The sequence below is a fragment of the Streptomyces sp. NPDC056580 genome (genome assembly GCF_042793175.1).
GTDB lineage: Bacteria > Actinomycetota > Actinomycetes > Streptomycetales > Streptomycetaceae > Streptomyces.
The window spans coordinates 331,813-356,596 of the sequence record NZ_JBHTVE010000004.1 but is presented as its reverse complement, the minus strand read 5'-3'; the positions used below and the strand labels follow the sequence as shown (position 1 = coordinate 356,596).

Annotated in this window: 21 protein-coding genes; 10 read left to right on the top strand and 11 right to left on the bottom strand. The window is 71.4% G+C overall.

Annotated elements, in window-relative coordinates; all coding sequences use genetic code 11:
* Window positions 1–190 precede the first annotated feature (190 nt).
* The 10 genes from ACFQ9Z_RS10485 to ACFQ9Z_RS10440 all read left to right on the top strand — a co-directional run bounded on the left by ACFQ9Z_RS10485 (window position 191) and on the right by ACFQ9Z_RS10440 (window position 8,720).
* The gene (locus tag ACFQ9Z_RS10485) at window positions 191–1,273 is read left to right on the top strand and encodes a MerR family transcriptional regulator (RefSeq protein WP_383013972.1); all 1,083 of its coding nucleotides are present in this window, start codon (window positions 191–193) and stop codon (window positions 1,271–1,273) included.
* Between the two features lie 150 nt (window positions 1,274–1,423).
* The gene (locus ACFQ9Z_RS10480; protein WP_383013970.1) at window positions 1,424–2,623 is read left to right on the top strand and encodes a hypothetical protein; all 1,200 of its coding nucleotides are present in this window, start codon (window positions 1,424–1,426) and stop codon (window positions 2,621–2,623) included.
* A 115-nt stretch (window positions 2,624–2,738) separates the two neighbouring features.
* A complete protein-coding gene (locus tag ACFQ9Z_RS10475) occupies window positions 2,739–4,004 on the top strand; it encodes a DUF4145 domain-containing protein (protein ID WP_383013967.1) in 1,266 nt (421 codons plus the stop codon).
* Window positions 4,001–4,858: a carbohydrate kinase family protein gene (locus ACFQ9Z_RS10470; RefSeq protein WP_383013964.1), complete on the top strand. Its 858-nt coding sequence runs from the start codon at window positions 4,001–4,003 to the stop codon at window positions 4,856–4,858. Before ACFQ9Z_RS10475 ends, ACFQ9Z_RS10470 begins: the two co-directional genes overlap by 4 nt.
* The gene (locus ACFQ9Z_RS10465; RefSeq protein WP_383013961.1) at window positions 4,855–5,490 is read left to right on the top strand and encodes a 2'-5' RNA ligase family protein; all 636 of its coding nucleotides are present in this window, start codon (window positions 4,855–4,857) and stop codon (window positions 5,488–5,490) included. The genes ACFQ9Z_RS10470 and ACFQ9Z_RS10465 overlap by 4 nt, the downstream gene beginning before the upstream one ends.
* A complete protein-coding gene (locus ACFQ9Z_RS10460; protein WP_383013957.1) occupies window positions 5,487–6,251 on the top strand; it encodes an inositol monophosphatase family protein in 765 nt (254 codons plus the stop codon). The genes ACFQ9Z_RS10465 and ACFQ9Z_RS10460 overlap by 4 nt, the downstream gene beginning before the upstream one ends.
* A 415-nt stretch (window positions 6,252–6,666) precedes the next feature.
* Window positions 6,667–6,966, top strand: a complete 300-nt coding sequence (locus ACFQ9Z_RS10455) for a hypothetical protein (RefSeq protein ID WP_383013954.1) — start codon at window positions 6,667–6,669, stop codon at window positions 6,964–6,966.
* A 5-nt stretch (window positions 6,967–6,971) separates the two neighbouring features.
* The gene (locus tag ACFQ9Z_RS10450) at window positions 6,972–7,103 is read left to right on the top strand and encodes a hypothetical protein (protein ID WP_383013951.1); all 132 of its coding nucleotides are present in this window, start codon (window positions 6,972–6,974) and stop codon (window positions 7,101–7,103) included.
* Between the two features lie 84 nt (window positions 7,104–7,187).
* Entirely contained in the window at window positions 7,188–7,730 is a 543-nt protein-coding gene (locus tag ACFQ9Z_RS10445; protein WP_383013948.1) for a hypothetical protein, read from the top strand.
* A gap of 21 nt (window positions 7,731–7,751) precedes the next feature.
* Window positions 7,752–8,720 (top strand): hypothetical protein, encoded by a 969-nt coding sequence (locus ACFQ9Z_RS10440; protein ID WP_383013945.1) that lies wholly within the window; start codon window positions 7,752–7,754, stop codon window positions 8,718–8,720.
* Between the two features lie 65 nt (window positions 8,721–8,785).
* Here ACFQ9Z_RS10440 and ACFQ9Z_RS10435 read toward each other — a convergent pair whose 3' ends face one another.
* From ACFQ9Z_RS10435 to ACFQ9Z_RS10385, 11 genes are all read right to left on the bottom strand, one after another.
* Window positions 8,786–10,390 carry a glycoside hydrolase family 13 protein gene (locus ACFQ9Z_RS10435; protein ID WP_383013942.1) on the bottom strand — a complete coding sequence of 535 codons (1,605 nt, stop codon included), beginning with the start codon at window positions 10,388–10,390 and terminating at the stop codon, window positions 8,786–8,788.
* Between the two features lie 112 nt (window positions 10,391–10,502).
* Window positions 10,503–11,378: a carbohydrate ABC transporter permease gene (locus ACFQ9Z_RS10430; RefSeq protein ID WP_383013939.1), complete on the bottom strand. Its 876-nt coding sequence runs from the start codon at window positions 11,376–11,378 to the stop codon at window positions 10,503–10,505.
* Window positions 11,379–11,393: 15 nt separating this feature from the next.
* Window positions 11,394–12,353, bottom strand: a complete 960-nt coding sequence (locus tag ACFQ9Z_RS10425; protein WP_383013936.1) for a carbohydrate ABC transporter permease — start codon at window positions 12,351–12,353, stop codon at window positions 11,394–11,396.
* Window positions 12,354–12,476: 123 nt separating this feature from the next.
* Window positions 12,477–13,892, bottom strand: a complete 1,416-nt coding sequence (locus tag ACFQ9Z_RS10420) for an extracellular solute-binding protein (RefSeq protein WP_383013933.1) — start codon at window positions 13,890–13,892, stop codon at window positions 12,477–12,479.
* Between the two features lie 320 nt (window positions 13,893–14,212).
* Window positions 14,213–18,499: a discoidin domain-containing protein gene (locus ACFQ9Z_RS10415; protein ID WP_383013929.1), complete on the bottom strand. Its 4,287-nt coding sequence runs from the start codon at window positions 18,497–18,499 to the stop codon at window positions 14,213–14,215.
* 205 nt (window positions 18,500–18,704) lie between these two features.
* Window positions 18,705–19,715 carry a LacI family DNA-binding transcriptional regulator gene (locus ACFQ9Z_RS10410; protein ID WP_383013926.1) on the bottom strand — a complete coding sequence of 337 codons (1,011 nt, stop codon included), beginning with the start codon at window positions 19,713–19,715 and terminating at the stop codon, window positions 18,705–18,707.
* Window positions 19,716–19,808: 93 nt separating this feature from the next.
* Window positions 19,809–20,378, bottom strand: a complete 570-nt coding sequence (locus ACFQ9Z_RS10405) for a DUF6817 domain-containing protein (RefSeq protein ID WP_383013923.1) — start codon at window positions 20,376–20,378, stop codon at window positions 19,809–19,811.
* A gap of 21 nt (window positions 20,379–20,399) precedes the next feature.
* Window positions 20,400–21,584 carry a sensor histidine kinase gene (locus ACFQ9Z_RS10400; protein WP_383013920.1) on the bottom strand — a complete coding sequence of 395 codons (1,185 nt, stop codon included), beginning with the start codon at window positions 21,582–21,584 and terminating at the stop codon, window positions 20,400–20,402.
* Window positions 21,581–23,344: a cation acetate symporter gene (locus ACFQ9Z_RS10395; RefSeq protein ID WP_383013917.1), complete on the bottom strand. Its 1,764-nt coding sequence runs from the start codon at window positions 23,342–23,344 to the stop codon at window positions 21,581–21,583. Before ACFQ9Z_RS10395 ends, ACFQ9Z_RS10400 begins: the two co-directional genes overlap by 4 nt.
* On the bottom strand, window positions 23,341–23,709 hold the full coding sequence (locus ACFQ9Z_RS10390; protein ID WP_383013914.1) for a hypothetical protein: 369 nt from the start codon (window positions 23,707–23,709) through the stop codon (window positions 23,341–23,343). The genes ACFQ9Z_RS10395 and ACFQ9Z_RS10390 overlap by 4 nt, the downstream gene beginning before the upstream one ends.
* Window positions 23,710–23,846: 137 nt before the next feature.
* Window positions 23,847–24,698 (bottom strand): LytR/AlgR family response regulator transcription factor, encoded by an 852-nt coding sequence (locus ACFQ9Z_RS10385; RefSeq protein WP_383013909.1) that lies wholly within the window; start codon window positions 24,696–24,698, stop codon window positions 23,847–23,849.
* Window positions 24,699–24,784 lie beyond the last annotated feature (86 nt).

The following is a 24,784-nucleotide window of genomic DNA, read 5'->3' as shown; positions in this document are numbered from 1 at the left end:
CTCCCGAACGGGTGTGGTACAGCCGTCGCAGCAGACCCGATCACGAGCGGGCGGAGGGGTCCGGCACTTGGCCAACTCTTTGTCCGGAACCCGACATTGTGAGAGAGACGGCGGTGCGGGCGCCGCGGCGGGAGCCGGCCGCGAACGCGTGTTTGACCCTCGACCTGGTTGAGGGCGCAGAGTTGCGGGTGTGGAGAGCGAGATGCGCAGTATCGGGGAGATGGCCCGCGACAGCGGACTGGGTGTGAGCGCCCTGCGGTTCTACGACCGGGCGGGCGTGCTGGTCCCGGTCCGGGTGGACCCGGCCAGCGGGTACCGCTGGTACGGCCCCGGACAGCTGGACGAGGCCCGGGTACTGGCGCTGCTGCGCCGGGCCGGAATGCCCCTGGCGGACGTCCGCCTGGTCCTGGCCGCCTGGTCCGGTGCCGACACCGGCCTGGTCCGCAAGCTGCTGCAGGCCCACCTGGGCCGCCTGGAGGCGGGGCTGTCCGACGCCCGCACCGGGTTCTCCACGCTCCGAGCCCTACTCGACCAGAGGGAGAACCCCATGACCACCCCGCTCCGCACCGCCCCGTTGCACCTGTCCGTCCCGGCGCCGGCCCTGGCCGCGGCCCTGGACGCGGTGCGCTTCGCGGTCGGCACCGATCCCGAACTGCCCATGCTGGGCGGCGTCCTGTTCGACGTCGAAGGCGACGCCCTGAACACCGTGGCCACCGACCGCTACCGGATGGCGGTCGCCCGGGCCGCGACCACCGGACACGACGGCACGGGCGCCCGGTTCCTCGTGCCCACCCCGCTCACCGACGCCATGCGGGCGCTCCTGGACGGCGAGCAGACCGCCCGGCTGGCCCTGGACGGCGACCGGGTGACGCTGGAGGCCGGCGACCGCCAGGTGGCCGGCCGGCACCTCGACCACGAGTTCCCCGACTACCGCCGTCTGGTCCAGCTCCCCAGGGGACGCCGCGCCCTCGTCGACGCGCCCGCCTTCCGCGAGGCGCTGGCGACCGGCCCGGTCCACGAACAGGACGGCTCCCCGGCCGTCTTGAGCGTCCTGGACATCACGGACGACGGCACGGCGACCGTCTGCAAGGACACCGAACCGGGCCAGGGCCGCATCGCCGTCAACCGCGACTTCCTCCTGCAGGCCCTCACCGCCGTGCCCCACACCCACCTCGTCCTGGAGTCCACCTCCCCGACGGCCCCCCTGGCGATCCGCCACCCCGACGACGAGCACACCTTCTCGCTGCTCATGCCGGTGCGGCTGGAGGACTGAGGCCGCCCTCACATACGCCCGGCCGGTCCGCCCGGACCTCCCTTATTCTGAGGCACCCGTCCAGATCGCAGCGGTCCACATGGGAGGCGTCCGGCCTTGACCACGGAGCTGGCTTCCGTCACTGGTGTACGACAGGCACTTGCGGTCATCGTGCCCGCTCGCCTCACGGCTCCTCCTCCGTGGCAGGCGGGCCCCATACCCTTCGACCTGGGCGGCGGCCGCCGCACCGACGCCGAGACCCGGCAGACGTATTTCACACCGGCCGCCGCCCGCGTCCTCTACGGCACCCCTGGGCGCCCCTGCCGGTGGCACCGGTTCATGGACTTACGGCAGGGCACGCTCCACCTGCGAGGCATCGAGCTGCTGCGCACCGACACCGCGCGCCAGCCCCACCAGGCACTTGCCGTCCTGCACTTCGACATCGCGGGCCCCGCACTGCTGGAGACGCTGCGCGCCATCGGTCACCGGCAGTCCGCGGGGCCCGATCCGCTCGACGGTGCGCTCTCCCCCGCGGCGCTGCTCGAAGCGGTGGCTGTGCCGCAGACCGACGCTCCCTACACACTCGCCTTCGTCACTCCGGAGGCTCATCACTCCCCCGCCCTGCGACAGGACGGCAGGCTGCCCGAGACCGCCGACCGCTGGCTGTGGTCCCTGGCATCCCGTTCCACGGACGCCGACTTCCCGGTGGCACTGGAGGAGTGGCCGAAGCAGCGGGCACAGGTGCTTCGATTGTCCGCGGACTGGAGCGCACTGGTGTTGCGCCACGGCGCCGCGTTCCTCGGCCACCGGCCGGATACCGGGGACGGCGACTTCTTCGGCTTCGCCGAGTCGCACTGCCGCACCGTCTACCTGGATGCGCTGCTCCTCGGGACCGTCCAGCGTGATCACATCGACGAGCTCACCGACGCCCTGTCGGGCATCTTCGAGGGTGCGCGGCTGGCCCGGCGGGTCTCCGCGCTGGAGCGGCGCATCGCGGCCTTCCGCAGCACGTACTGGCGTCAGCACCTGACCGCGCACGGACCGGCGAACGACCTGCTGACGGCATATCAGGCGCAGCACCGGCTGCCTGCCCGCTTCGGCGAGATCCTCGCGGAGGCGGCCGACTACGCGCGGCTGGTACAGACCCAGGAGAGCCAGCAGATCGCCGGAGCCCTGGGGGTCCTGACCATCCTCGGCCTGCCGCTGAGTACGGCGCTGGCAGCTCTCCCGCTGCTCGATCTCCAGGGCGTCGTACCGCTGCTCGTGGCACTCGGCGGGGCCCTGTCGGCCACGGCCCTCGTGCTCACCACGCGTTACGGCCGTCTCGTGCTGTCCTCACTGAGCGGGCAAGGATCCGAGGGCGACGGATGAACGCCGGCACGATCCGGCCGTATACGCATACGGCCGGATCGTGACTGTGCGTCAGGCTGTCGCCCTGCTAGCTTCCTGCCCTGCGGAGCAGGGAGAGAAGGATACGGGCAACGGGGTGACCAGCAGCGAGGGTGAGCCGCTCCGGCTGTACAGGAAAGCTCTCAGGTACGCGGAATCCGACCCCGAGGTGTTCCTCGGTACGGCGAGGAGAGCGGCGGAGTCGATTCTCTTGGACATCGCGCTACGGGAGGCCGTCGGCAGCAAGCCGACCCTTGAGTCCCTTCTGACGGTTCTCACGGGCAAGGGCCTGGTGCCGCCGAAGATCGTACTGGCCATTCGCACGATCCAGAACTACGGCAACTACGGCAGTCACGCACAGGACGCGTCGACCGAGGAGATCTCGGCCGACGACGTACGGCCGTGCCTAGACGCGCTCACCCAGTTGGCCGTCTGGTACGGGCAGACCAGCACGTCGCTCGCCGAGGAGCACGCCAGGCACCGGCTCACGGCACACCAGCGCAGAACGGGCACGACGCGGCTCGCCGACTCGACGCTGATCGTGGTGAAGGCGGTGCTGCTGGGCTGCGGCTTCGAGAAGGCCATGGCACGGCGCAACCACCGCGTCGTACCGGTCCAGCTCCCCTGGGCCGACAGCCTCGTACGCGACGTGTCGACCCGGCTCCTCGACGCGGCCGTCTACAACGAGCAGCGGGTGCTCCGCATGCTCGAAACCGAGGAGGCGGTCCGCGACCAGGTCGTGACCGTCGGGCGGGTCGGCTACTCGATGGGCGGCCGGAACTTCTACCTCCTCGCCTCTCGGGCCGGGCGCTGGGGCAGCACGACCGCGGAAGAGTTTCTGGCGAATCCCGAGGGCGCGCAGATCGCGGTGCCCAAACACAGCGACATGTTCGACAACCTGCTGTCCGCCCTGGCAACCGACGAGGAGGGATTGCGATCCCGTGGGGTCACCATCCTCGACGTTCCGCATCACCTGGGCCTCGAACTCTTCCACCTCAACCGTGACGTGCTGGCGGTCGGCGGCCAGAACCTCCGCATGCACGCGCACGAGGACGACGCGTACTTCGAACTGCTGAACTCCGAGGTGCTTCCCGCTGCCACCCAGGCACGGCTGCGATCCGCCGCCGCCAACGTGCTGATAGCGAACCGCAAGTGGCTGGAGGAACTGGACCTGCGACCTCGGGAGTTGTTCACGGAACTGATGCGCTCGTTCCACGGCGTCGGCACCGACGAGGAGCACTTCGAGCGCATGATCCGGGACCTGGTGACGCATGCGTCCTTCCCGCCGGGGACCCTGGCCGACAGCCGGGAGCGGCTGGTGCGCCATGTGCTGTTCGAGAGCTACCGCTGGGGTTCCCCGTGAGCCGCGCGAAGCGGGTGCTCGTCGTCGGCGGCACGAACTTCGACGTCATCGCCCAGGCGGAGCGGCTGCCCCTGGAGCACGAGAAGCTGCGCGGCACGGCGTGCGCGGTGACTCCGGGGGGCGCTGGTGCCAACACGGCTGCCGGGCTGGTCCGTCAGGGCTGCTCGGTGCGGCTCGCCTCGGCCGTGGGGGGCGACACGGCCGGCATGATGTGCCTGCAGGCTCTGCGCGAGCGTGGCGTCGACACGTCGCTGGTGCGGGTGGAGGCCGGAGCCCGGACCAGCACCGCCGTCGTCCTTTCCTCGGGCGGCGGCAAGCGGATGATGACGTTCGCCGGCGCCGATCGCGGTCTGGCGTTCGACGCCGTCACCGAGGGCGACGTGCGCGGCTGTGACCACGTCCATGTCGTGGGCGAGCCCACCCAGGCCCTGCGACGCATCGTCGCTCTGGCTCACGGAGCCGGGCGCAGCGTCTCCGTCGAGTGGAACGGCCGGGACATGAGCGACCTGGCGGCGAAGGCGTCGCTCAACTTCATGAACGCCGACGAAGCGGCCCGGGTCCCGCAGGCGTCCGCTGCCGATGCGGCCACGAACGCGCGGCGGTGTGCCGATCTGGTTTCGGGCGATGTGATAGTGACCATGGGGCCCGAGGGCGCCCTGTGGGCCACTGCTGACGGACAGCTCTTCCACCAGCCGACGACGCCGGTGGATCCCGTGGACAGGACGGGCGGAGGCGACGCGTTCGACGCCGGTGTCATAGCCGGCTGGCTGAACGGGGAACCACCGGCCGCCTGCATGCGGCGGGGACTCGACGCGGCATTGCACGTACTCAGGAAAGTAGGAGCTCACCCATGACGAGATGGCTTGGCGTCGCACTGCTTCCGCGCGCCGATCACCTGCGTGCCGCCGTGCAGTTGCAGAGGAGTGTCGGCGGAGACGTCGATCTGGAGCCGCCGCTGAGCACGGACGGAAACCTTCCCCATGTCACCGTCTTCCAGGGCCCGTTCCACGATTCTCTCGATCCGGCCGAGACCCTGGCCGGCATCAATGCGTCCGCGGCAGACATGGGGTTGCCCGGCGAACTCACGCTGTCCAGCCCGGGCGTGGTCTATCAGCCCACCGGATGGCTCTTCCTCGCTCTGGAGCGGCCGCCCCTGCTGATGTCCCTGCAGGAGTCCGTGGTGGCCGCGCTGGACTCGCACCTCGACCGGAGTGCTTTCGACGGGGACAAGGACGTCTCCCGTTTCACGGACAGCGAGCGGATCAGTTACCAGAAGTACGGCTATCGCTACGTCGGGGACGCCTATGCCCCGCACATGACGCTGGGCCGCGCGCCCGAGGCGGTCGCCCGCGAACTGGTCCGCACCACGCCGAAGCGGGTCTCGCTTCCCGGCGCGTGGGTCTTCGACCGGCTCAGTTTCTACGTCATGGGTCAACACGGAGCTCACGCACAGAAGTTGGTGGAGCTGCCGCTGGCCCGGCCGTGACCGGACTCCAGGCGTACCGCTCGATCGCCGAACGAGCCGTCGACGAGGCGGTCGGCTGGCTGTCGACCGCCTCGGACGATTGGACGGCGCGACGGTTCAAGGCCTCCGGGGAGGAAGTGACGGACGCCGACACCGAGGTGGAAGCCCGTGTGACACGGGTCCTGGCGGATCTCTCGCCGGACGTGCCGGTCGTCGGCGAGGAGTCGGCCCCGGAACACGACCGGTTGCCGGAACACTGCTGGTTGCTGGACCCCATCGACGGCACCATGAACTTCACCCGTGGCGCGCCCATGTACGCGGTCTCCCTCGCCTACGTACGAGGCGGCGCTCCCGTGCTCGGCGTGATCCACGCGCCCGCTCTCGCCCGGCGTTGGGCGACCGATCCCGCGGTCACCGCCCCGGCGGCCGAGGCGGCGGGAGCGGGAGACCTGCGGCGAGCGGTGGTCGGTCTGTCGGGAACGGGGTCCGGCGCCCTTCCCGTCCGGGGCTTCCTCGGCCGCCTCCAGGAGGAGGTGTACCGCCTCAGGATGCAGGGCTCGATGGCGCTGGACCTCGTGGGCGTCACCGAGGGCTGGCTCGACGCCTGTGTGTGCGTCGCTCCCAAGCCATGGGACGTAGCGGCAGGGGTCGCGCTCTGCCGCGAGCGTGGGCGGACGGTCCTCGGCGCGGCGGGCGAGACTTTCGTCTTCGGCTCGCCGCTGCTGGTGGCCGGTGCGGCCGAGTCGGCCCACGCGCTGGTCGAACTGTGGAGACACGGCTGACCACTTCGCCGTGCGAGCCCCTTCGGGGCATGTGACAGTGGGCGCTGGGGGCGGGGGGCTCCCCAGCGGTCGCTGACCGGCATGGCCGCCGCCCAGGGCCAGGGAGAGACGGCCAGGAGCCGCGATTGCATGGCATGTACATGCCTACCTACATAGGATGGCCCGTGCTGAAACGGTGGACTAGACCAGACTTCGGTTCCGTGTAGTGGGAGTACGGCACCGGCGGGGCATCCACGGGAACTGCCGCGTGCCCGCAGGGCGTGCGCTGCTGTCGGGGGTGGCCGTGAGGGGGGCTGACGTGGTGGGGACAGCTCTGTGCCGTCGCTGCGCCGGCCGTAGGTGCCGCGGAACCCCTCGATGAGCGGCGCTGGTTGGTGAACCGCATACCTGTGTGAGCGGCGTCGGCGGTGCGGGGATGATCCGCATCAACACCATGGCCCGGACCATGGCGAGCGCCCAGCAGCAGATGGTCACGGCACTGCACTCGTCCGGCCTTCCGGTGAGCTACGAGTCGCCCGATCCGGACTTCGCGGGCCGGCGCGCCTGCGACGACCCCGAGGGCGTCAACAAGATCGTCGTCGCCCCGCAGGGGAACGGCGACTTCCGCTGCAATCTGGGAGAAAGCTGGTGCGTCAGCCGGGAGAGCTTCCACCCCACCGGGACCGGTACGAGCGCCTACGCGCAGGCGTTCGCCCGCGCCGTGGGCAAGCTGTGACGCGCGTGCCCGCTGACGGCCGGGGCAGGACCGCCGGGTGGGCGAAGGCGCTGGCCGCCTTCGTCCTCCTGGTCCTGTTCCCGCTGGTGATCTGGTTGTTCGTCTCCTTCCACAGGTCGGGCGCGTTCCCCTGGTGAGACCGACGAGGCTGTCCGGGGACGGGGAAAAAACCCTGTCCCCGGCGCAAGCGCTCTCTGTAAGATCCGCTTCCGATGATCAACATGTCCCGAGCGAAGGGTTCCCCCAGCATGAAGAACGTCCGGCTGCGGTCCAGGATCGGCGCGGTCGTCTCCGCGTTCGCCGCGACCGCCGCGCTCATGGCCACCGCCACCCCCGCCCACGCCGCCGAGTACAAGGTCACGGACAACTGCGACGTGCCCTGGATCACCTGTTCCGAGGGCGACCTGTGGCTGCTGTACAACTCCAAGGAGCTGGCGGTCAGCGGTGGCAGATACGTGTCGAGCTGGTCGTCGTTCTACGGCAACGTCAGCGACTACTACGGCACCAGCCAGTACCAGGGCTCCACGCTGAGCACGTACCGGTACGTGTTCAACGGCAACGGCAACGGATCCGGCCAGTACACGAAGAACAACGCGGCCTCGGTGCAGAACTGCGCCCCTGCCGACAACTACCGCGTGTACTACAACTCGGGTTACGGCGGCACCTCGCAGTACTTCGCGCACAACGATCCCTACGGTGACTGCAACCTCACCAACCTGATCTCGGCGCTGAAGAACAACAACGCCTCCCAGCACTTCGCCTGATCCGAACCGAGGAGTCACCCCATGTGGAACAAGCGCGCCCTCATCGCCGCAACTGTCATGATCACGACAACCGGGATGCTCTCGGCCTGCGGAGCGAGCGGCTCCGGCCATGACGCGGCCCCGGCGGCGGCGGGCAAGCCGCTGGTCGACAAGGCCAACTGGCCCAAGGCGACCCCGCAGCGCGGCCTGGCCAAGGGACTGTCCCTGCCGCTCGAGGCCTACATGCAGACCTACGCCGACACCGTCACCCTGGACACGGCCACCCGCCACCTCCAGGAGAAGTGCATGGCCGGCTACGGGTTCGACGTCAAGCTCACCGTCGCCGGCGCCACCCCGCCGCCGAACGACAACGACGCCAACATGGAGCGCCGTTACGGCCTGACCGACCGCGCGACCGCCGCCGAGTACGGTTACGGGCTGCCCGAGGCGCTGACCGACCAGCCCCGGCAGAAGGTGCCGGACCTGAGCGAGGCGCAGGTCGAGGTGCTGACCGGGCACGGCAAGCCGACCAAGGCGGGGGCGAACGGCTCCTTCGTCGCCAAGGCGGCCCCGAAGACCTACAACGGCAAGAAGATCCACGCCAAGGGCTGTGCCGGATACGCGGCCGAGAAGATCGCCGAGCCGGCGGCCGACCTCCAGCTCGTCTCGGAGCTGAACGGCCGGTCGTTCGTGCAGTCGATGGACGTCCCGGCCGTCAAGAAGGCCATGGGCGCCTGGTCGCAGTGCATGAAGGGCAAGGGCTACGAGGCCGCGACGCCGACCGAGTCGGCCGAGCTGGTCCCGCACACCGACCCGGCCTCGCGGAAGGAGATCGACGTCGCGCTGGCGGAGATCGACTGCAAACGGCAGACCGGCCTGGTCAAGGTCTGGTTCAAGGCCGAGACCAAGATCCAGAAGCAGCAGATCGCGGACCACAAGGGCCGGCTGACGGCGGCGAAGGCGGAGAACACCAAGGCCCTCACCGCCGCCGGCGCGGCGCTGAAGGACTGAGACCGGACAGGGTCCCGGCCGCCGTGCGACACGGTGGCCGGGACCCTGTCGCGGGCGCGGGGCGCTCAGGCGCGCAGCCACACCGCCGTGTCCCGCGGCAGCCGGCCCGCGTCGTCCAGCGGGCCGCTGGCGAGCAGCAGCGCCTCGTGCGGCGGGAGTCCGGCCGGCTGCCCGGAGAGGTTGACGACGCAGACCAGACCGTGCTCCCGGGCGAAGGCCAGCACTCCGTCGCCGGCGGGCAGCCAGGTGAGGGGGCCGTCCCCGAGGCCCGGCTCGGACCGGCGCAGTCGCAGGGCCGCGCGGTACAGCGCGAGCATCGAGTCCGGGTCGGCCGCCTGCCGGTCGACGGCGTAGCGGCCCCAGCCCTCGGGCTGCGGGAGCCACGGCCCGGCCCCGGTGCCGAATCCGCACCAGGGGGCGTCGGCTTCCCACGGCAGCGGGACGCGACAGCCGTCCCGTCCCGGGTCGGTGCCGCCCGAGCGGAAGTGCATGGGGTCCTGGATGCTCGTCCGCGGGACGTCGGCCTCGGGCAGCCCCAGCTCCTCCCCCTGGTAGAGGTAGACCGAGCCGGGCAGGGCCAGGGTCAGCAGGGCGGCGGCGCGGGCCCGCCGGGTGCCCAGCGCCAGGTCGGACGGGGTGCCGAAAGCCTTCTTCGCGAAGTCGAACGAGGTGTCGGCACGCCCGTAGCGGGTGACGGTACGGGTGACGTCGTGGTTGCACAGCACCCAGGTGGCGGGGGCTCCGACGGGGGCGTGCTCGGCGAGGGTGTCGTCGATCGCGCGCCGCAGCCGGTCCGGTTCCCAGGGGCAGGCGAGGAAGTTGAAGTTGAAGGCGGTGTGCAGCTCGTCGGGGCGCAGGTAGCGGGCGAAGCGCTCGGCGTCCGGCAGCCAGACCTCGCCGACGAACACCGCCCCGTACTCGTCGGCGATCGACCGCCAGGAGCGGTAGACGTCGTGCAGCTCGTCCTGGTCGATGTACGGGTGCGGGTCCACGCCCTCCTCGAAGTCGGCGAGCGCGGGATCCTTGACCAGCAGGGCGGCGGAGTCGATGCGCACGCCGGCGACGCCGCGTTCGAACCAGAACCGCAGGATCTCCTCGTGCTCCCGGCGGACCGCGGGGTGGGCCCAGTTCAGGTCGGGCTGCTCCGGGGTGAACAGGTGCAGGTACCACTCGCCGTCGGGCACCCGGGTCCAGGTGGGCCCGGAGAACTGCGACGGCCAGTTGTTGGGCGGCAGTTCGCCGCCCTCGCCGCGCCCGGTCCGGAAGTGGAACAGCTCCCGCTCGGGACTCCCGGGCCCGGCGGCCAGCGCGGCGCGGAACCAGGGGTGCTGGTCGGAGACGTGGTTCGGGACGATGTCGACGATGACCCGGATGCCCAGTTCGGCGGCCTCCGCGATCAGCTTCTCGGCTTCGGCGAGGGTGCCGAACGCCGGGTCGATGGTGCGGTAGTCGGAGACGTCGTAGCCCCCGTCCACCAGCGGGGAGGCGTACCAGGGAGTGAACCAGACGGCGTCGACGCCCAGTCGCGCGAGGTGGGGCAGTCTCGCCCGGACTCCCGCGAGGTCCCCGGTTCCGTCGCCGTCGCCGTCGGCGAAGCTGCGCGGGTACACCTGGTAGATGACGGCTTCACGCCACCAGTCGTCGGTGCGGGGCGAGTGAGGGGCTGCCAACTGACGTTCCTTTCGGGCAGTGTGGATCTCCGCCGCCGGCCCGGATGCTGCGGGGCGTCGGACGGGCCGGCGGCGAAGGCTGGGGAGGGGGGTGCGGGGGCGGGCCGTGCGGTCAGCCCTTGAGGCCGCCGGCGGTCAGGCCGCTCATGATGTTCCGCTGGAAGACCAGGAAGATCAGCAGGGTCGGCAGCGAGGCGATCGTCAGGGCGGCGATCAGGATGTTCACGGGCACCCCGGTGGAGAGCGAGTAGATGCCCACGTTGAGCGTCTGCTTGGACGGGTCGGGCAGGGTGAGCATCGGCCAGAGGAAGTCCTTCCAGACGCCGACGATCGCGAAGATCGACACCACCCCGAGGATGGGCCGGGAGACGGGCAGCACGATCGACCACAGGACGCGCATCGGGGAGGCGCCGTCCATGGCGGCCGCGTCGAGGAGCTCCTTCGGAATGGAGTCGAAGAACCGCTTCAGCAGGAAGATGTTGAAAGCGTTGGTGACGGAGGGAAGCCAGATCGCCCAGGGCGAGTTGAGCAGGTTGCGGTGCACGAACGGCACGTCGAGGACGGTCAGGTACTGGGGTACGACGAGCACGGTGGCCGGGATCATGAGCGTGGCCAGCATCATGCCGAGGATCGCCTTGCCGAGGACCGGGCGCAGCCTGGACAGTGAATAGGCGGCGGCCACGTCCAGGACGAGCTGGCAGGCCAGCGCGCCGAACGCGTAGAACGTCGTGTTGAGCAGCAGCCGGGAGAGGTCCATGACGTCCCAGGCGCGGCTGTAGTTGCCCGGCGTGAAGGACCTCGGCACCAGGGTCGGCGGGGTCTGGATCACCTCCTGCGGGTCTTTGACGCCGCTGGAGGCCAGCCAGTACAGCGGTCCGAGGAACACCAGGGTGAAGGCCGCGACGACGACGGCGAAGACCGACCAGTAGAGCAACCTGCCGCGCGGCTCGGCGAGTCGGGCCGGTGAGATGAGTGTGCGTGTGGACATGCCGGTCTCCCCCGTCTACTCGTCGCCGGCGCGGCTGAGCCGCACGTACGCCGCCGAGAACCCGGCGAGGAGTACGAGCAGGAGCAGGCCGAGCGCCGCCGCGGCACCGTAGTTGTTGAAGTTGAAGGCGTACTGGTAGATCAGGTAGACGACCGTGGTGGTCGAACCCTCGGGGCCGGCGCCGCCGGTGAGCAGGAACGGCTCGACGAAGACCTGCATGGTCGCGACGACCTGCATCAGCAGCATCAGCGAAAGGACCAGCCGGGTCTGCGGGACCGTGACGTGCCAGACCTTGCGCAGCAGGCCGGCGCCGTCGAGCTCGGCCGCCTCGTACAGCTCGCCGGGGACGCCCTGGAGCGCGGCGAGGTAGACCAGGGTCGCGCCGCCCATGTTCATCCAGGTCGAGGCGATGACGACGGACAGCATCGACAGGCCGGGGTCCTGCAGCCACTGCTGCTCGGGCAGGTGCAGGAAGCGCAGCAACTCGTTGAGCAGACCGTACCCGGGGTCGTAGAGGTACTTGAAGAGCAGCACGGAGGCGACCGGCGGGAGCATCACGGGCAGGTAGACCAGGAGCCGGAGGTAGCCCTGGCCGTGCCGGAACTCGTTGATGACGATCGCGGTGACGAAGGGCACCGCGAAGCCGAGGAGCAGCGCCAGCAGGGTGAACAGCAGGGTGTTGCGCCAGGCCTGCCAGAAGGCGGGGTCGTGGTAGACGGTCTCGAGGTTGTCCAGGCCGACCCAGCGGGTCCCGCCGTTGCCGGTCTTCTGGAACGCGAGGGCGAACTCCCTGATCATGGGGTACCAGGAGAACACCGCGAAGCAGACGACCGCGCCGATGAGGAAGCCGTGGGCGGTCAGGTTGCGCCGCAGGCTCCGGGCGAACCGGCCGTCGGGAGGTGGCGGGCCCGCTGTGCGCGGGGGTGCCGGGCGGGCGGGGTCCGCCGTGCTCGGGGTCAGACTGGGGGCCGCCATCGTCGCTCCTTGGTGCTCGGCTGCGGGATTGCTGGGGCACAGGGGCCGCGGGGGGACGGGCCGCCGCGGCGCTGACACGGTGCTCCCGGCGGGGGCCGCCCGTCGGCCCCCGCCGGGCGCCGGTCACTGGTTGGCGAGGACCTGGTCGACCTGTGCCTCGGCCGTGGAGAGCAGCTTGTCGACGTCGGCGTCCTTGTTGGTGAGGATGCCGGACATCACGTTGTCGAGGACCTTGTAGATCTCCTGCGCCTTGGGCGGTTCGGCCTTGCCGGGCACCGGGTTGTCCATGAACGTCTTGAAGTTGGCGACCGGCATGGTGGCGTTCGCGAGCCGCGCCGCGTCGTCCTTCTTCTTCGACTCCCCCAGCCAGAAGTTGGGCTGCGGGACGCCGACCGGGAGCTTGTCGGCCTTGGTGCGGGCCCAGTCGAACTGGCCCTTGCCGACGGTGAGGTTCTTGAAGTTCAGCCAGGCGATCGCGGCTTTGATCTTGTCGGCGGAGATGCCGCTCTTGATCATGTAGTTGTTGCCGCCGGCCAGTGTGCTCTTCTCACCCGGGATCGGGCCCATGCCGAAGTTCTCGTACTTCGCGCCGAGTTGCTGGACCATGTACGCGATGTCGTCGGGAGCGGCGAGGAACATGCCGAGCTTGTCGCTCGCGATCTGCTTCTGCAGGTCGCCCCACTTCAGCAACTGGGTCTTGCCCATGCTGTCGTCGTCCCAGCGCATGGCGTGCAGGTTGCGCGCCACCTGGCGGCCGATGTCGTTGTTGAACGCGGCCTTCTTCCCGCTCGCGTCCACGATGTCGCCGCCGAGGCTGTACACCTGCGCGGTGAAGTGCCAGCCGCCGGTGTTGGCCGCGCTGTAGTCGCCGTAGCCGGCGATGCCGTTGCCGAGGGCGGCGATCTTCCTGGCGGCGACGCGGACCTCGTCCCAGGTGCGCGGCGGGGTGTCGGGGTCGAGGCCGGCCTGCTTGAAGAGTCTGCGGTTGATGAGCAGGCCCATGGTGTAGTTGCTGGTGGGCAGGCCGTAGAGCTTGCCGTCGTGCTTGAGCGAGCCGAGCACGTTCGGGTCGATGTCCTTCAGCAGCGGGACCGTCTTGTCGTTGACGTAGGCCGTGATGTCGGCGGCCCCGTCGTTGTCGAGCACCTGCGGCAGGTCGGTGAAGTACGTGTAGAACACGTCGGGCTGGGACTTGGCCTTGAGCATCGCGGTGAAGCGGGGCGGCTCCAGGCACTGGCCCGGGGTGGAGCGGCCCTCGATGGTCACGTTCGGGTACTTCTTGTTGAACTCGGCGACGTCCTGCTTCCACTCGCGCAGTTCGGCCGCCTTGGCCGCGGGGGGCATGCAGTCGATGGTGATCGTCACCTTGGTCTTGGGATCCAGGGGGGCGGCCGGGTCGGAGGAGCCACCTCCTTCGGAACCACCGGCGCCGTTGTTGCTCGCGCTGGTGCCGCAGGCGGCGAGCGCGGTCAGGGTGAGCGCGGAGACGAGGGCGACCGCGCCGGAGCGGCGGGTACGGCGGAACCGGGCACTTCTCATGGGTGGTCCCCTTCGGGCATGAACGGTGAGGTCACCCCACCGTCGGTGCGACTCGGTGCGTTGTGGGGCGCCGCACACTCAACCACCCCCAACAACAGCCCGCAAGATGTCGCGCTAACTTCGTAATTGTTTGACAGTCACTGAGTCCAGCCCTACGCGCGCGGAGTTGACGTAACGGCCTCAACAGGCCGTACACAGACGGCAGAACAGTCCGCGGCCCGCCTCGGGAGGCACCAGAGGCGGGCCGGGACACCCTCGTCACGAGGGCAGGGAGTGCACGCAAGCGTGCTGCAAAGTCCCGCAAGCAGTTTGCGGCGACCTCAGGGGTTGATGTTGATCTTGAAGGTGCTGGTCGTGTTACGGACGTCCACCGCGTTGCCGCTCAGCCGGAGGCCGTTGAACGTCACCTCGCCGACGGCGGGACCCTGTCCCGCCTCCGGCATCTCGTTGGCCCACAGACCGAAGCCCGACTTGGCGTCGTAGGCGTCCCCGCTCCTGCGGGCGCCGCTGATGGAGACGTCGGTGAAGACGGTGTCCTTGACGGGATACTGCGGCTGCCCGCCGGAGTAGTTGGTCTGGAACATCACCCCGCTGTAGGTGGGATCGACGATGTCGACGTGGTTGACCCGGATGCCCTGGAACACCTTCGACGCGGAGAAGACCCAGATGGCCGGGAAGGTCTGCGCGCCCCAGAAGTGGCCGCCGGCCCGCTCGATGGTCACGTTCTCGAAGGTCGTCGGATCGGTCCCGAAGCCGTTCATCGGGTAGCCGAAGTCCAGGGAGGAGATGGTGATTCCGGAGTACACCAGCGTGTCCGCGATGCGTATGTTGCGGAAGGTGTTGTGGTAGCCGCCGTAGACGGCCACCCCCGCGGCGCGCCAGGTCAGGGTGCTGGTCAGGTTCTCGTAGACGTTGTTCTTCTCGTCCGCGCCGCCCGCGTCGATCGCCGAGAACAGCGCGAAGCTGTCGTCGCCGGTGGCGCGCGCGTCGTTGTTGGTCACCAGGTTGTCGGTGGAGCCGTTGGTCATGTTGATCCCGTCGGCGAACATGTCGCGGATCCGGGAGTTCCTGATGGTGATGCGGTCCGTGTCGGCCCCCCAGTACAGGCAGACCATGTGCTCGTTCCAGATGTCGTCGATGACGACGTCCGAGACGCCCGAGAAATCGAACACCTTGCCCGGGCCGTCTATCCGCGAGGTGTAGTTGCCGAAGTACGCGAAGCCCTTGAAGAGCGAGCCCTTGGCGGTCGTGTCGGCCCGGAAGCCGATGTCGGTGTTCTCCTGCGCCGCCGGCGCGTGGAAGGTCGTGTACCAGGGTCCGGCGCCGACCACCTTCACGGCCTTGCCGTACACCTGGAACTTGTTCGACGTCTCGTAGTCGCCGGGCGGCAGGTAGACGCCGACCAGCTTGCCGGTGGTGTCCATGCGCACCCTGTCCAGGGCGTCCTGCACGGCCTGGTGGGTGAATCCGGTGGGCACGGCGTACGCGGCGGGGTCGGGGTTGGCGACCGGCGCCACCTGTTCCAGGCTGACGAAGTCGATGGCGTACGTCGAGGTGTTCGCGGCGTCCTTCTGCAGCCGGACGGTGCTGCCCTTCGGCACGGTCTCGCCGAGGAGGACGTGCGCCTCGTCGTAGATGTGCCGCGGGGCCCCCGAGCCGGGGGAGTTGCCGGGCGCGGTCTCCGCCCCGTACAGCCAGGCGTACTTCGACGTCAGCGGCAGCGCCTTCTTGAAGACGCCGTCGACGTAGACGTCGATCGTCGTGTCGATGCCCCCGCCGCCCGGTGCGTCCGGGACGGAGAAGCGGGTCACCAGGGTGTTGGTCGCGGCGCGGGTGGTGAACTCGACGTACTGCCCCGTCGAGTTCAGGGTGACGGCCTTGCGGCCGGAGGCCTCGCCGGCGATGTCGCCCACGGTGCGGTTGGGCCCGACCACCTTGGCTCCGCCGCCGGTGGCGCCGTCCTCCGCCTCGTACATGTCGTAGGGCATGTTGGCGCCGCGGCCGACGAACAGCGGCTGGACGGAGGTGTTGTTCGCGCGTTTGACCGGCAGCTCTTCGGCGTCGTCGGCGACGACGGTCTTCACGGTGTACGAGCCGTCCGCGGCGGTCCACGGGCCCAGCCGGACGTCCTGTGCGGAGCCGGCCGCGAGGATCCCGTCCCAGGAGCCGGTCAGGGTCTTGACCGTGTCGCCCTTGGAGCCGGTCAGGGTCAGGGTGACGCCGTGGGCGCCCGCGGCGCTGGCGCGGGTTCCCTGGTTCCTCAGGGTCACCTTGAAGGTGACCTCGTCGCCCGCCGTCGGGCTGGACGGCGAGGTGGTCACCGCTGACGCGACCAGGTCGGAGCTGTCGACGGACTTGACGACCAGCGGACTCAGGCTGCTGTACGTGTTGTTGGACTCGTTCTGCTCGATCACCGCGTCACCGTCGTCGGCGACGGCACCGAGCTGGTAGGTCCCCGCGTCGCGCTGTCCGAGGGAGGCGGTGACGGTGGTCTCCTCCCCCGCCGCGAGGGCCCCGACCTGCGCGGTGGCGGCCTTGGTGCCGCCGAGGGTCACGGCGACCCTGCTCGGCGGGGCGGCGGCCGGGCCGCTGTTGCGCACGGTGGCCGACACCATGACGGAGTCCGTCTCGACCGGGGCGGCGGGCGACACGGTCAGGCCGGTGACCTCCAGGTCGGGGTTGGGCGCCGGGACCCCGATCACCTGGAACTCGGCGAGCTGGCCGCCGGTGGCGCCGGAGTTGGCCGTGAACCGCAGCCGCACGTCGGCCACCCGGGCGGTGACCGGGACGGTGACGGCGTTGCCGTCGGCCGGGTCGAAGGTGTAGCTCTTCGCCGCGACCAGGGACGTGAAGCCGTCGGCGCTCTGCTCCCGGCCCAGCACCTCGATCGTCTGCGTCCGCCTGGCCCAGACGGAGTCCGGGTTCAGCTTCAGCACGAGGCGGTCCAGGTCGGCGTTGGCGCCCAGCTTGACGGTCAGCGTGTTCGGGTAGCTGCCGGCCGCGCCCTCCCAGTAGGTCGTGGTGCTGTTGTCGTCGGCGTTCGCGGCGACGTAGGGGTCGACGGCGGAGGAGGCGGCGATGGGCTTGCCGACGGCGAGGTTGGAACCCGCGCCCCCGGTGCCGTTGCGGGTCACGCTGTTGCTGGGCGCGGACTGGTTGCCGGCCGCGTCCCTGGCGCGCACGTAGTAGGTCACCGTGCGCGTCGTGGGCTGGGTGTCGGTGAAGGTGGTGACGTCACCGGCGACGCTGTCGCGCAGGATGTTGCCGGCGTAGACGTCGTAGCCGGTGACCCGGGTGTCGTCCGTGGACGCGGTCCAGGTCAGCTTGATCTGGCCGTCCGCCGGTTCGGTGTACGCCAGGTTCGAGGGGGCGGTCGGCGCCTGGGTGTCGCCCTTGCCGCCGGTGCGGGTGACGGTGTTGCTGTTGCCCGACTGGTTGCCGGCCGCGTCCCGGGCCCGCACGTAGTAGGAGACGGTCTCGCCGGCCGGGCGGGTGTCCGTGTACGTGGTGACGTCACCGGCGACGCCGGCCAGCAGCGAGCCGTTGGCGTAGACGTCGTACCCGGTCACTGCGACGTCGTCGGTGGCCGCGTTCCAGCTCAGCCGCACCTGTCCGGTGGCGGGCTCGGTGAGCGTCAGTCCGGCCGGGGCGCTGGGGGCCCGGGTGTCCCCCGTTCGCGGGCCGTACACCTCCATCTCGGCTAACTGGGCGCCGGGCTGCGCGGAGTTGGCCGTGACGAGCACCCGGACGTAGCGGGTGGTGGCGGCGTCCAGGGCGACGGTCGCCGAGTTGCCCGTCGCCGGGTCGAAGGTGACGGCGCGGGAGGCGGTCAGATCGGTGAAGTCCGTGCCGTTCGCGCTGCCCTGGACCTTGAGCGTCTGGCTGCGCTTCTCCCAGCCGGCGGGCAGCCGCAGCACCACGCGGTCGACGCGCACGGAGGAGCCGAGGTCGGCGCGCAGCCACTGCGGGAAGTCGTCGTTGGCGCTCTCCCAGTAGGTGGCCCGGTCGCCGTCGCCCGCGTTCTGCGGGATGTACGTCTGGGTGTGGCTGCTCGCGGTGAGGTTCCGGCCGGCGGCCAGGTTCACCGACGACTCACCGGCGGCGTGCACCTCCAGCTCGGAGAGCTGCGCCGCCCGCCAGCCGGTGTTGTCGGTGACGTCGATCCGTACGAACCTGGTCCGGGCGGCCGGGAAGGCGACCGTGACGGTGTTCCCTGAGCCCGGGCTGAAGGTGTACGAGGCGGAGGTCTTCAGCGTGCTGAAACCCGTGCCGTCGGCGCTGCCCTGGACGGAGAGCGTCTCGGCCCGGCTCTCCCATCCGGCGGGCAGCTTGAGGACGACCTCGTCCACGTTCTCGGTCGTGCCCAGGTCGGTCTGCACCCACTGGGGCAAGTCGGAGCCGGCGCTCTGCCAGTAGGTGCCCTGGTCGCCGTCGGTGATGTTCGCGGCGGCGTACTCGCTGTGGGCGCTGCTGGCCGACGACCTGGCCCCGAGCGCGATGTCGGGTCCTCCAGCGGCCCGGGCGGTCGCCACCGGGCCGACCAGCGCCAGCAGGCTGGTCACGATCACGGCGCTCAGGCACCGCGATCCCCTTCTGCGGATTCTCATCAGTCCCTCGAATCTAGGCCTCATGAATGAAACGCATGGATGTCTCCTCTTTGCGTTGAACGCTCAGAGAGTTCCAGAGAGCTGTTGAGTCGTCTACGCTGCTGACGCGAGAACTTGTGGATCACGGCATACGAAAACACCGGCGCGAGGACACCGCTGGTGCGGTGTCCTCGCGCCGGTGGCGGCCGGGAGGCGAGGAGGGGGGTCAGCCCGCGGGCGGGGGCGCCGTGGAGCCGCGCAGTACCAGCTCGGGCTCGAAGAGCAGCTCACCGGGGTGCGAACGGGTGCCCTGGAGCTGGGCGCAGAGCAGCTCGACCGCCGCCCGGCCCATCGCCTCGATGGGCTGACGGACCGTCGACAGCGGCGGCTCGGTGCAGTTCATGAAGGCGGAGTCGTCGTAGCCGACGACCGACACGTCCCCGGGGACGCTCAGCCCGCGCCTGCGCACCGCCCTTATGGCGCCCAGCGCCAGCGGGTCGCTCGCGCACACGATGCCGGTCACCCCACGCTCCAGGAGCCGGGCGGCCGCGGCCTGTCCGCCCTCGAGCGAGAACATGGACCGCGCGACGAACTCCTCCGGCAGCTCGGCGCCGTTGCCGCGCGCCACCACCCGGGCGGCCTCCAGCTTGCGGCGCGAGGGGACGTGGTCGCCCGGGCCGAGGACCAGCCCGATCCGCTCGTGCCCCAGGGAGGCGAGGTGGCGCCAGGCCTGCTCGACCGCGACGGCGTCGTCGCAGGCGACACAGGGGAAGTCGAGGCCCTCGATGGAGGCGTTGATGAGGACCACCGGGATGTCCCGCTCGGCGAGCTGCCGGTAGTGGTCGTGCGGCGCGTCGGCCTGCGCGAACAGACCGCCGGCGAAGACCACGCCGGACACCTGCTGCTGCAGCAGGAGGTCCACGTAGTCCGCCTCGGAGACGCCGCCCTTGGTCTGGGTGCAGAGCACCGGCGTCAGCCCCTGCTGAGCCAGCGCGGCACCGATGACCTCGGCGAACGCCGGGAAGATCGGGTTCTGCAGCTCCGGCAGGACGAGCCCGACGAGCCGGGCCCGCTCGCCGCGGAGCTGCGTGGGCCGCTCGTAGCCGAGGACGTCGAGAGCGGTGAGCACCGACTGGCGGGTCGACTCCGAGACACCGGGCTTGCCATTGAGGACACGACTGACCGTCGCCTCGCTGACCCCCACTTTCTTAGCCACCTGAGCAAGTCGTCGCGTCATGTACGCAAGCCTAGCGCAATTTCCGCAAATGAATTGCGTCGATTGCCGCCCGCGTTGGCGGCGGGGACCGGGTCACGCGGTGCCGGGCGCGGGTCATCGGGCGGCCGGGGCCAGGACGGTGCGGCAGTCGAGCCGGGCCGCGGGGCTCAGCAGCTCCTCGAGCCGGGTGAAGAGCGCGAGCAGCTCGGCGCCCCAGCGTTCGCGGAAGGCGGGATCGAGGCGGGCGAGGTCGAGTTCGTTCGCGGCCGACAGTTCGGCGAAGTCCCGGCGCGACCGCGGACCGGGCACGTGCGGCTCGCCGGTGAAGCGGTCGTGGAAGGGCGCGTCGGGCCGCGCGAGCCCCGGGTAGGTGGCGCCGCGGTCACAGGAGGCGTAGAGGTAGACGATCGCCTCGGCCTCGGCGCCGATCACCGCCGCGAGTTCAGCCCGGCGGGTCACCGGCAGCAGGGCGCCGGGGAACCCGTCGGTGCCGTAGAACGCGTGGCAGAGCCCGGCGAGCCGGAGCGCCGGACGGGCCTGCCAGAGCGCCAGCCGGTCCTGGACGCGGCGCAGGTGCGCGAGAAGGGTGCCGCCGGGGTGCGCCATGGTCTCGGCGCCGCACTCGCGGAGCAGGGCCAGGGCCCGGTCGGCGGCGCCGGCGGGTACAGCGGTGTCCGTTTCCATCGGATCTTGCGTCCTTTCACCTCAGCGGGCCGAGCCCGGGTGGAACTTGGGGAGCCGTACGGTGATCTTCGTGCCGGCGCCGACGCCGGTCTCGATCACGAGACCGTGGTCGTCGCCGTAGACCTGGCGCAGCCGCATGTCCACGTTGCTCAGGCCGATCCCGGCGGACGGCCCGCCGCGTCCGCGCAGCAGGTCGCGCAGGCGCTGCGGGTCCATGCCTACGCCGTCGTCCTCGATGACGACGCGGGCCTCGGTGCCCTCGTCCTCGGCGGTGATGGTGATCCGGCCGCGGTCCACGGACTCCTCCAGACCGTGTTTGAGCGCGTTCTCGACCAGGGGCTGCAAGCAGAGGAACGGCAGGGTGACGGGCAGTACCTCGGGGGCGATCCGCAAGGTCACCTCCAGGCGTCTGCCGAAGCGGGCGCGGGCGAGTTCGAGGTACTGCTCGATCGAGCGCAGCTCCTCGGCGAGCGTGGTGAAGTCGCCGCCCCGGCGGAAGGAGTAGCGCGTGAAGTCGGCGAACTCCAGCAGCAGTTCCCGGGCCCGCTCGGGGTCGGTGCGGACGAACGAGGCGATGGAGGCGAGCGAGTTGTAGATGAAGTGCGGGGATATCTGGGCGCGCAGGGCCCGGATCTCGGCCTCGATCACGGTGGAGCGCGCCCGGTCCAGGTCGACGAGTTCGAGTTGGACGGAGACCCAGCGGGCGACTTCCTCGGCGGCCCGCACCACGACGGCGGACTCCTGGTCGGCGAAGGCGGCCAGGGCGCCGGCCGCCCGGCCGTCGACCGTCAGCGGGACCACCACCCCCCAGCGCACGGGGCAGCGGGCGTCGGGGCAGGCGAGCGGGAACGTCCGGGTGCGCGCGGCGTGGGCGAGGTGGGCCTCGGCCGCGGCCCGGTGGTGGTCGCCGGTGCCGTCCCAGGCGAGCACGGACTCCTCGTCGGCGAGGGCGAGGGCGACCGTGCCGAGCAGCGGACGCAGCCGGCGGGCCGCCTTGCGGGCGGTGTCCGGGGTGAGTCCCGCGCGCAGCGGCGGCGCGGCGAGGGAGGCGGTGTGCAGGGTGTGGAAGGTGGCCCGCTCGACGGGGGTGCCCACGTCGGCCGGGTGCTCCTGCTGCCGGCGGGCGCCGGCGTGGCCGAGGGCGGCGCCCAGGGCGAACAGCGCGAGAGCGGCCACGGCGAGGACGACGGTGCCCAGCGCGGTCACGAGCGGCGCCCCGGGGCCCGCCGGGTGCCACCGCCGGGCGGGACGCCCCGGCCGCTCGCGGGCTCGGGCAGGTGGAGCCGGGCCATCGTGGCGGCCACGGACGCCGGGACCCGGTGCCGGGTGGCCAGGGAGATCAGCACCATGGCCGCGAAACCCACGGGGACCGACCAGACGGCCGGCCAGGCCAGCAGGGTGTGCAGCGGGCCGGATCTCGCCCCGCCGGCGATGGTCACGGTCACCGCGGTGAGCGCGGATCCGCCGCCGAGGAGCAGCCCGGCGACCGCGCCCGGCGGGGTCAGGCCGCGCCACCAGATGCCGAGGAGCAGCAGCGGGCAGAACGAGGAGGCGGACACGGCGAAGGCGAGGCCGACCGCGTCGGCCACCGGCAGGTCGCTGACGACGGCGCTGGCGGCGGTGGGCACCGCGATGGCGGGCAGGGTCGCGAGCCGGAAGTCGCGGATGCCGAGGGTGGGCAGCACGTCCTGGGCGAGCACCCCGGCTACGGACATGGTCAGTCCGGAGACGGTGGACAGGAAGGCCGCGCAGGCGCCGCCCGCGACCAGGGCGCCCAGCAGGTCGCCGCCGGGCCCGCCGATCAGCCGCTGCGGCAGGACGAGCACCGCCGCGTCGGTGTCGCCGGTCAGCAGCAGGTCGGGGGCGTAGAGCCGGCCGAGCACGCCGTAGAGCGGGACCAGCAGGTAGAAGGCGCCGAGCAGGCCGAGCACGACGACGGTGGTGCGGCGGGCGGCCCGGCCGTCGGGGTTGGTGTAGAAGCGGACGACGACGTGCGGCAGGCCCATGGTGCCGAGGAAGGTGGCGAGGATCAGCCCGTAGGTGGCGTACAGGCCGTGCTGTTCGCGGCCCGCCGACAGCGGCTGCGTCCAGCCGGCGGGGGCCGCGTCGGGTCCGCCGTCGCCGGGCAGCGGCACGGGGGCGCCGGGCGGGAAGCTAAGGGCGGTGCCGGGGCCGATCCGGTGGGCGCCCGCGCCGAGGGTGAGCGGGCCGCCCTCCAGGGGCCGTCCGTCGACCGTTCCGGTGACGGTGACGCGCACCGGCTCGTGGACGGTGAGGGTCAGCGGCCGGTCCACGGTGACCCGGGTGGAGCGCTGGAAGACGGGCCGCTCGTCCCAGGCGGGCGCCGGGGCCTGGTCGGCGCGCCAGGCGATGAGCAGGAACACCGCGGGCACCAGCAGGGCAGTGAGCTTCAGCCAGTACTGGAACGCCTGGACGAAGGTGACGCTGCGCATGCCGCCGGCGGCCACCGCCACGGTGACCACGGCGGCGACGACCAGGCCGCCGGACCAGCCGGGCGCGCCGGTGAGCAGCCGCAGGATCAGCCCGGCGCCGCGGAGCTGGGGCAGCATGTAGAGCCAGCCGACGCCGACCACGAGCACCCCGGCGATCCGCCGCACGGCGCGGGACTCCAGGCGGGCCTCCGCGAAGTCCGGCAGGGTGTAGGCGCCGGACCGGCGCAGCGGGGCGGCGACGAAGGCGAGCAGGACCAGGAACCCCGCGGTGTAGCCGATGGGGAACCAGAGCATGTCGGCGCCCTGGGAGAGGAGCAGTCCGGCGACGCCGAGGAAGGAGGCGGCGGACAGGTACTCGCCGCTGACGGCGAAGGCGTTGAGCCGCGGCCGGACGCTGCGCGAGGCGACGTAGAAGTCGGAGGTGGTGCGCGAGACGCGCAGGCCCAGCGCGCCGACCAGCACCGTGGCCAGGACCACGGCCGACACCCCGGCGATTCCGTACGTCTGGTTCAACGCCCGGTCACGTCACCCTCGTTGCGCTCGGCCCGGCGGACGTACCAGGCCCCGGCGCAGAGCAGGACCGGGTACGGCGCCACGCCGAGCAGCAGCCAGACGGCCGGCGGGACGTCGTGCCGCGCGCCGCCGGGGACGAGCCGCAGGAGTACGGGGAGCGGTCCCAGGGACGCGGCGAGCAGGGCCGTCGTGGTGAGAGCGGCACGGAGCTGACGGCGCATCAGCGAACGGACGGGGGCGTCGTCGCCCGGGGCGGCGGCGCGGCCGCCGGGCGGGGCTGCGGCCCGGGGCGGGGGGAGGCGGGCGCGGTCGGTGCGGGGGCGTCCGGTGACCACCTCCCTGCGAGGGACGGATTCCGCACCCATCACGCACTCCCCGGCACCGCGGTGATCACCTTGTTGCCGCGAGTGTACGCAGCACGGGGGCGGTCAGGTAGACACCGGACGCGGATCGCCGCCGGGCCGCCGCGGCCGCCGCGCGCGGCTCCCCGCGACCGCCCGCGTCACCGCCGTCCGCGTACCGTCCCCCGGGCCCGCGCGGCCAGCAGGTCCCGCAGTTCCCGGGCGTTGCGGCGGCTCACGGCGAGGATCCGGTCGCCGATCCTGACGGTCAGGTTGCCGCCGTCCAGGCGGAGTTCCTCGATGCGGCCGAGGGCCACCAGGCGGCTGCGGTGGATGCGGACGAAGCCGCGCGGGCGCCACTGCTCCTCCAGGGCGGTCAGCGGGACGCGCACCAGATGGCTGCCGTGCGGGGTGTGCAGGCGGGCGTAGTCGCCCTGGGCCTCGACGTAGGTGATGTCGGCGACGGGCACGAACCGCGTCACCCCGCCGAGTTCCACGGGGACCTGGTCGCCGGGGCCGCCTGCCGGGGCGGGGCCGGACGACGGGAGCCGGGGCGGCCGGGGTCCCTGCCCGGCCCTGGTCAGTTCGGCGACCCGCCGTACGGCCTCCGCGAAGCGTTCCTTGCGCAGGGGCTTGAGCAGGTAGTCGACGGCCTTGAGGTCGAACGCCCGCAGCGCGAAGTCCTCGTGGGCGGTGACGAAGACGATCAGCGGCGGGTCCGGGTGGCCGCCGAGCAGACCGGCCAGGTCCAGGCCGCTCAGGCCGGGCATGTTGATGTCGAGGAACACGACGTCGAAGGCGTCCGGGCCGTCGGGGCCCGCCGCCGTGGCGCGCTCCAGCAGGCGCATCGCGGCGGCGGCGTCCAGGGCGGGTACCACGCTGCCGATCCGCTCGTCCTCCCCCAGGAGGTACAGCAGTTCCCCGAGCGCGGGTTCCTCGTCGTCCACCGCGAGCGCGCGCAGCGGCTCCTGCCCGTCGCCGGCCCGCGGCCCGGGCCGTCCGGCCGCGTCCATGTCCCGCATCTCCTCGTCCCCTGCCCTCTCGTCCCGCGCCGGACCTCCGGTCCCCGCACCGGCGTACGCGCGCGCGTCCGCCCGAA

Bases quoted from the DNA above. Each gene is read 5' to 3' on its own strand.
- ACFQ9Z_RS10465 (WP_383013961.1), top strand. From the start codon at position 4,855: ATGACGAGATGGCTTGGCGTCGCACTGCTTCCGCGCGCCGATCACCTG.
- ACFQ9Z_RS10405 (WP_383013923.1), bottom strand. From the start codon at position 20,378: ATGGAAACGGACACCGCTGTACCCGCCGGCGCCGCCGACCGGGCCCTG.
- ACFQ9Z_RS10415 (WP_383013929.1), bottom strand. From the start codon at position 18,499: ATGAGAATCCGCAGAAGGGGATCGCGGTGCCTGAGCGCCGTGATCGTG.
- ACFQ9Z_RS10385 (WP_383013909.1), bottom strand. From the start codon at position 24,698: ATGGACGCGGCCGGACGGCCCGGGCCGCGGGCCGGCGACGGGCAGGAG.
- ACFQ9Z_RS10455 (WP_383013954.1), top strand. From the start codon at position 6,667: ATGATCCGCATCAACACCATGGCCCGGACCATGGCGAGCGCCCAGCAG.
- ACFQ9Z_RS10430 (WP_383013939.1), bottom strand. From the start codon at position 11,378: ATGTCCACACGCACACTCATCTCACCGGCCCGACTCGCCGAGCCGCGC.
- ACFQ9Z_RS10410 (WP_383013926.1), bottom strand. From the start codon at position 19,715: ATGACGCGACGACTTGCTCAGGTGGCTAAGAAAGTGGGGGTCAGCGAG.
- ACFQ9Z_RS10420 (WP_383013933.1), bottom strand. From the start codon at position 13,892: ATGAGAAGTGCCCGGTTCCGCCGTACCCGCCGCTCCGGCGCGGTCGCC.
- ACFQ9Z_RS10445 (WP_383013948.1), top strand. From the start codon at position 7,188: ATGTCCCGAGCGAAGGGTTCCCCCAGCATGAAGAACGTCCGGCTGCGG.
- ACFQ9Z_RS10440 (WP_383013945.1), top strand. From the start codon at position 7,752: ATGTGGAACAAGCGCGCCCTCATCGCCGCAACTGTCATGATCACGACA.
- ACFQ9Z_RS10425 (WP_383013936.1), bottom strand. From the start codon at position 12,353: ATGGCGGCCCCCAGTCTGACCCCGAGCACGGCGGACCCCGCCCGCCCG.
- ACFQ9Z_RS10390 (WP_383013914.1), bottom strand. From the start codon at position 23,709: ATGGGTGCGGAATCCGTCCCTCGCAGGGAGGTGGTCACCGGACGCCCC.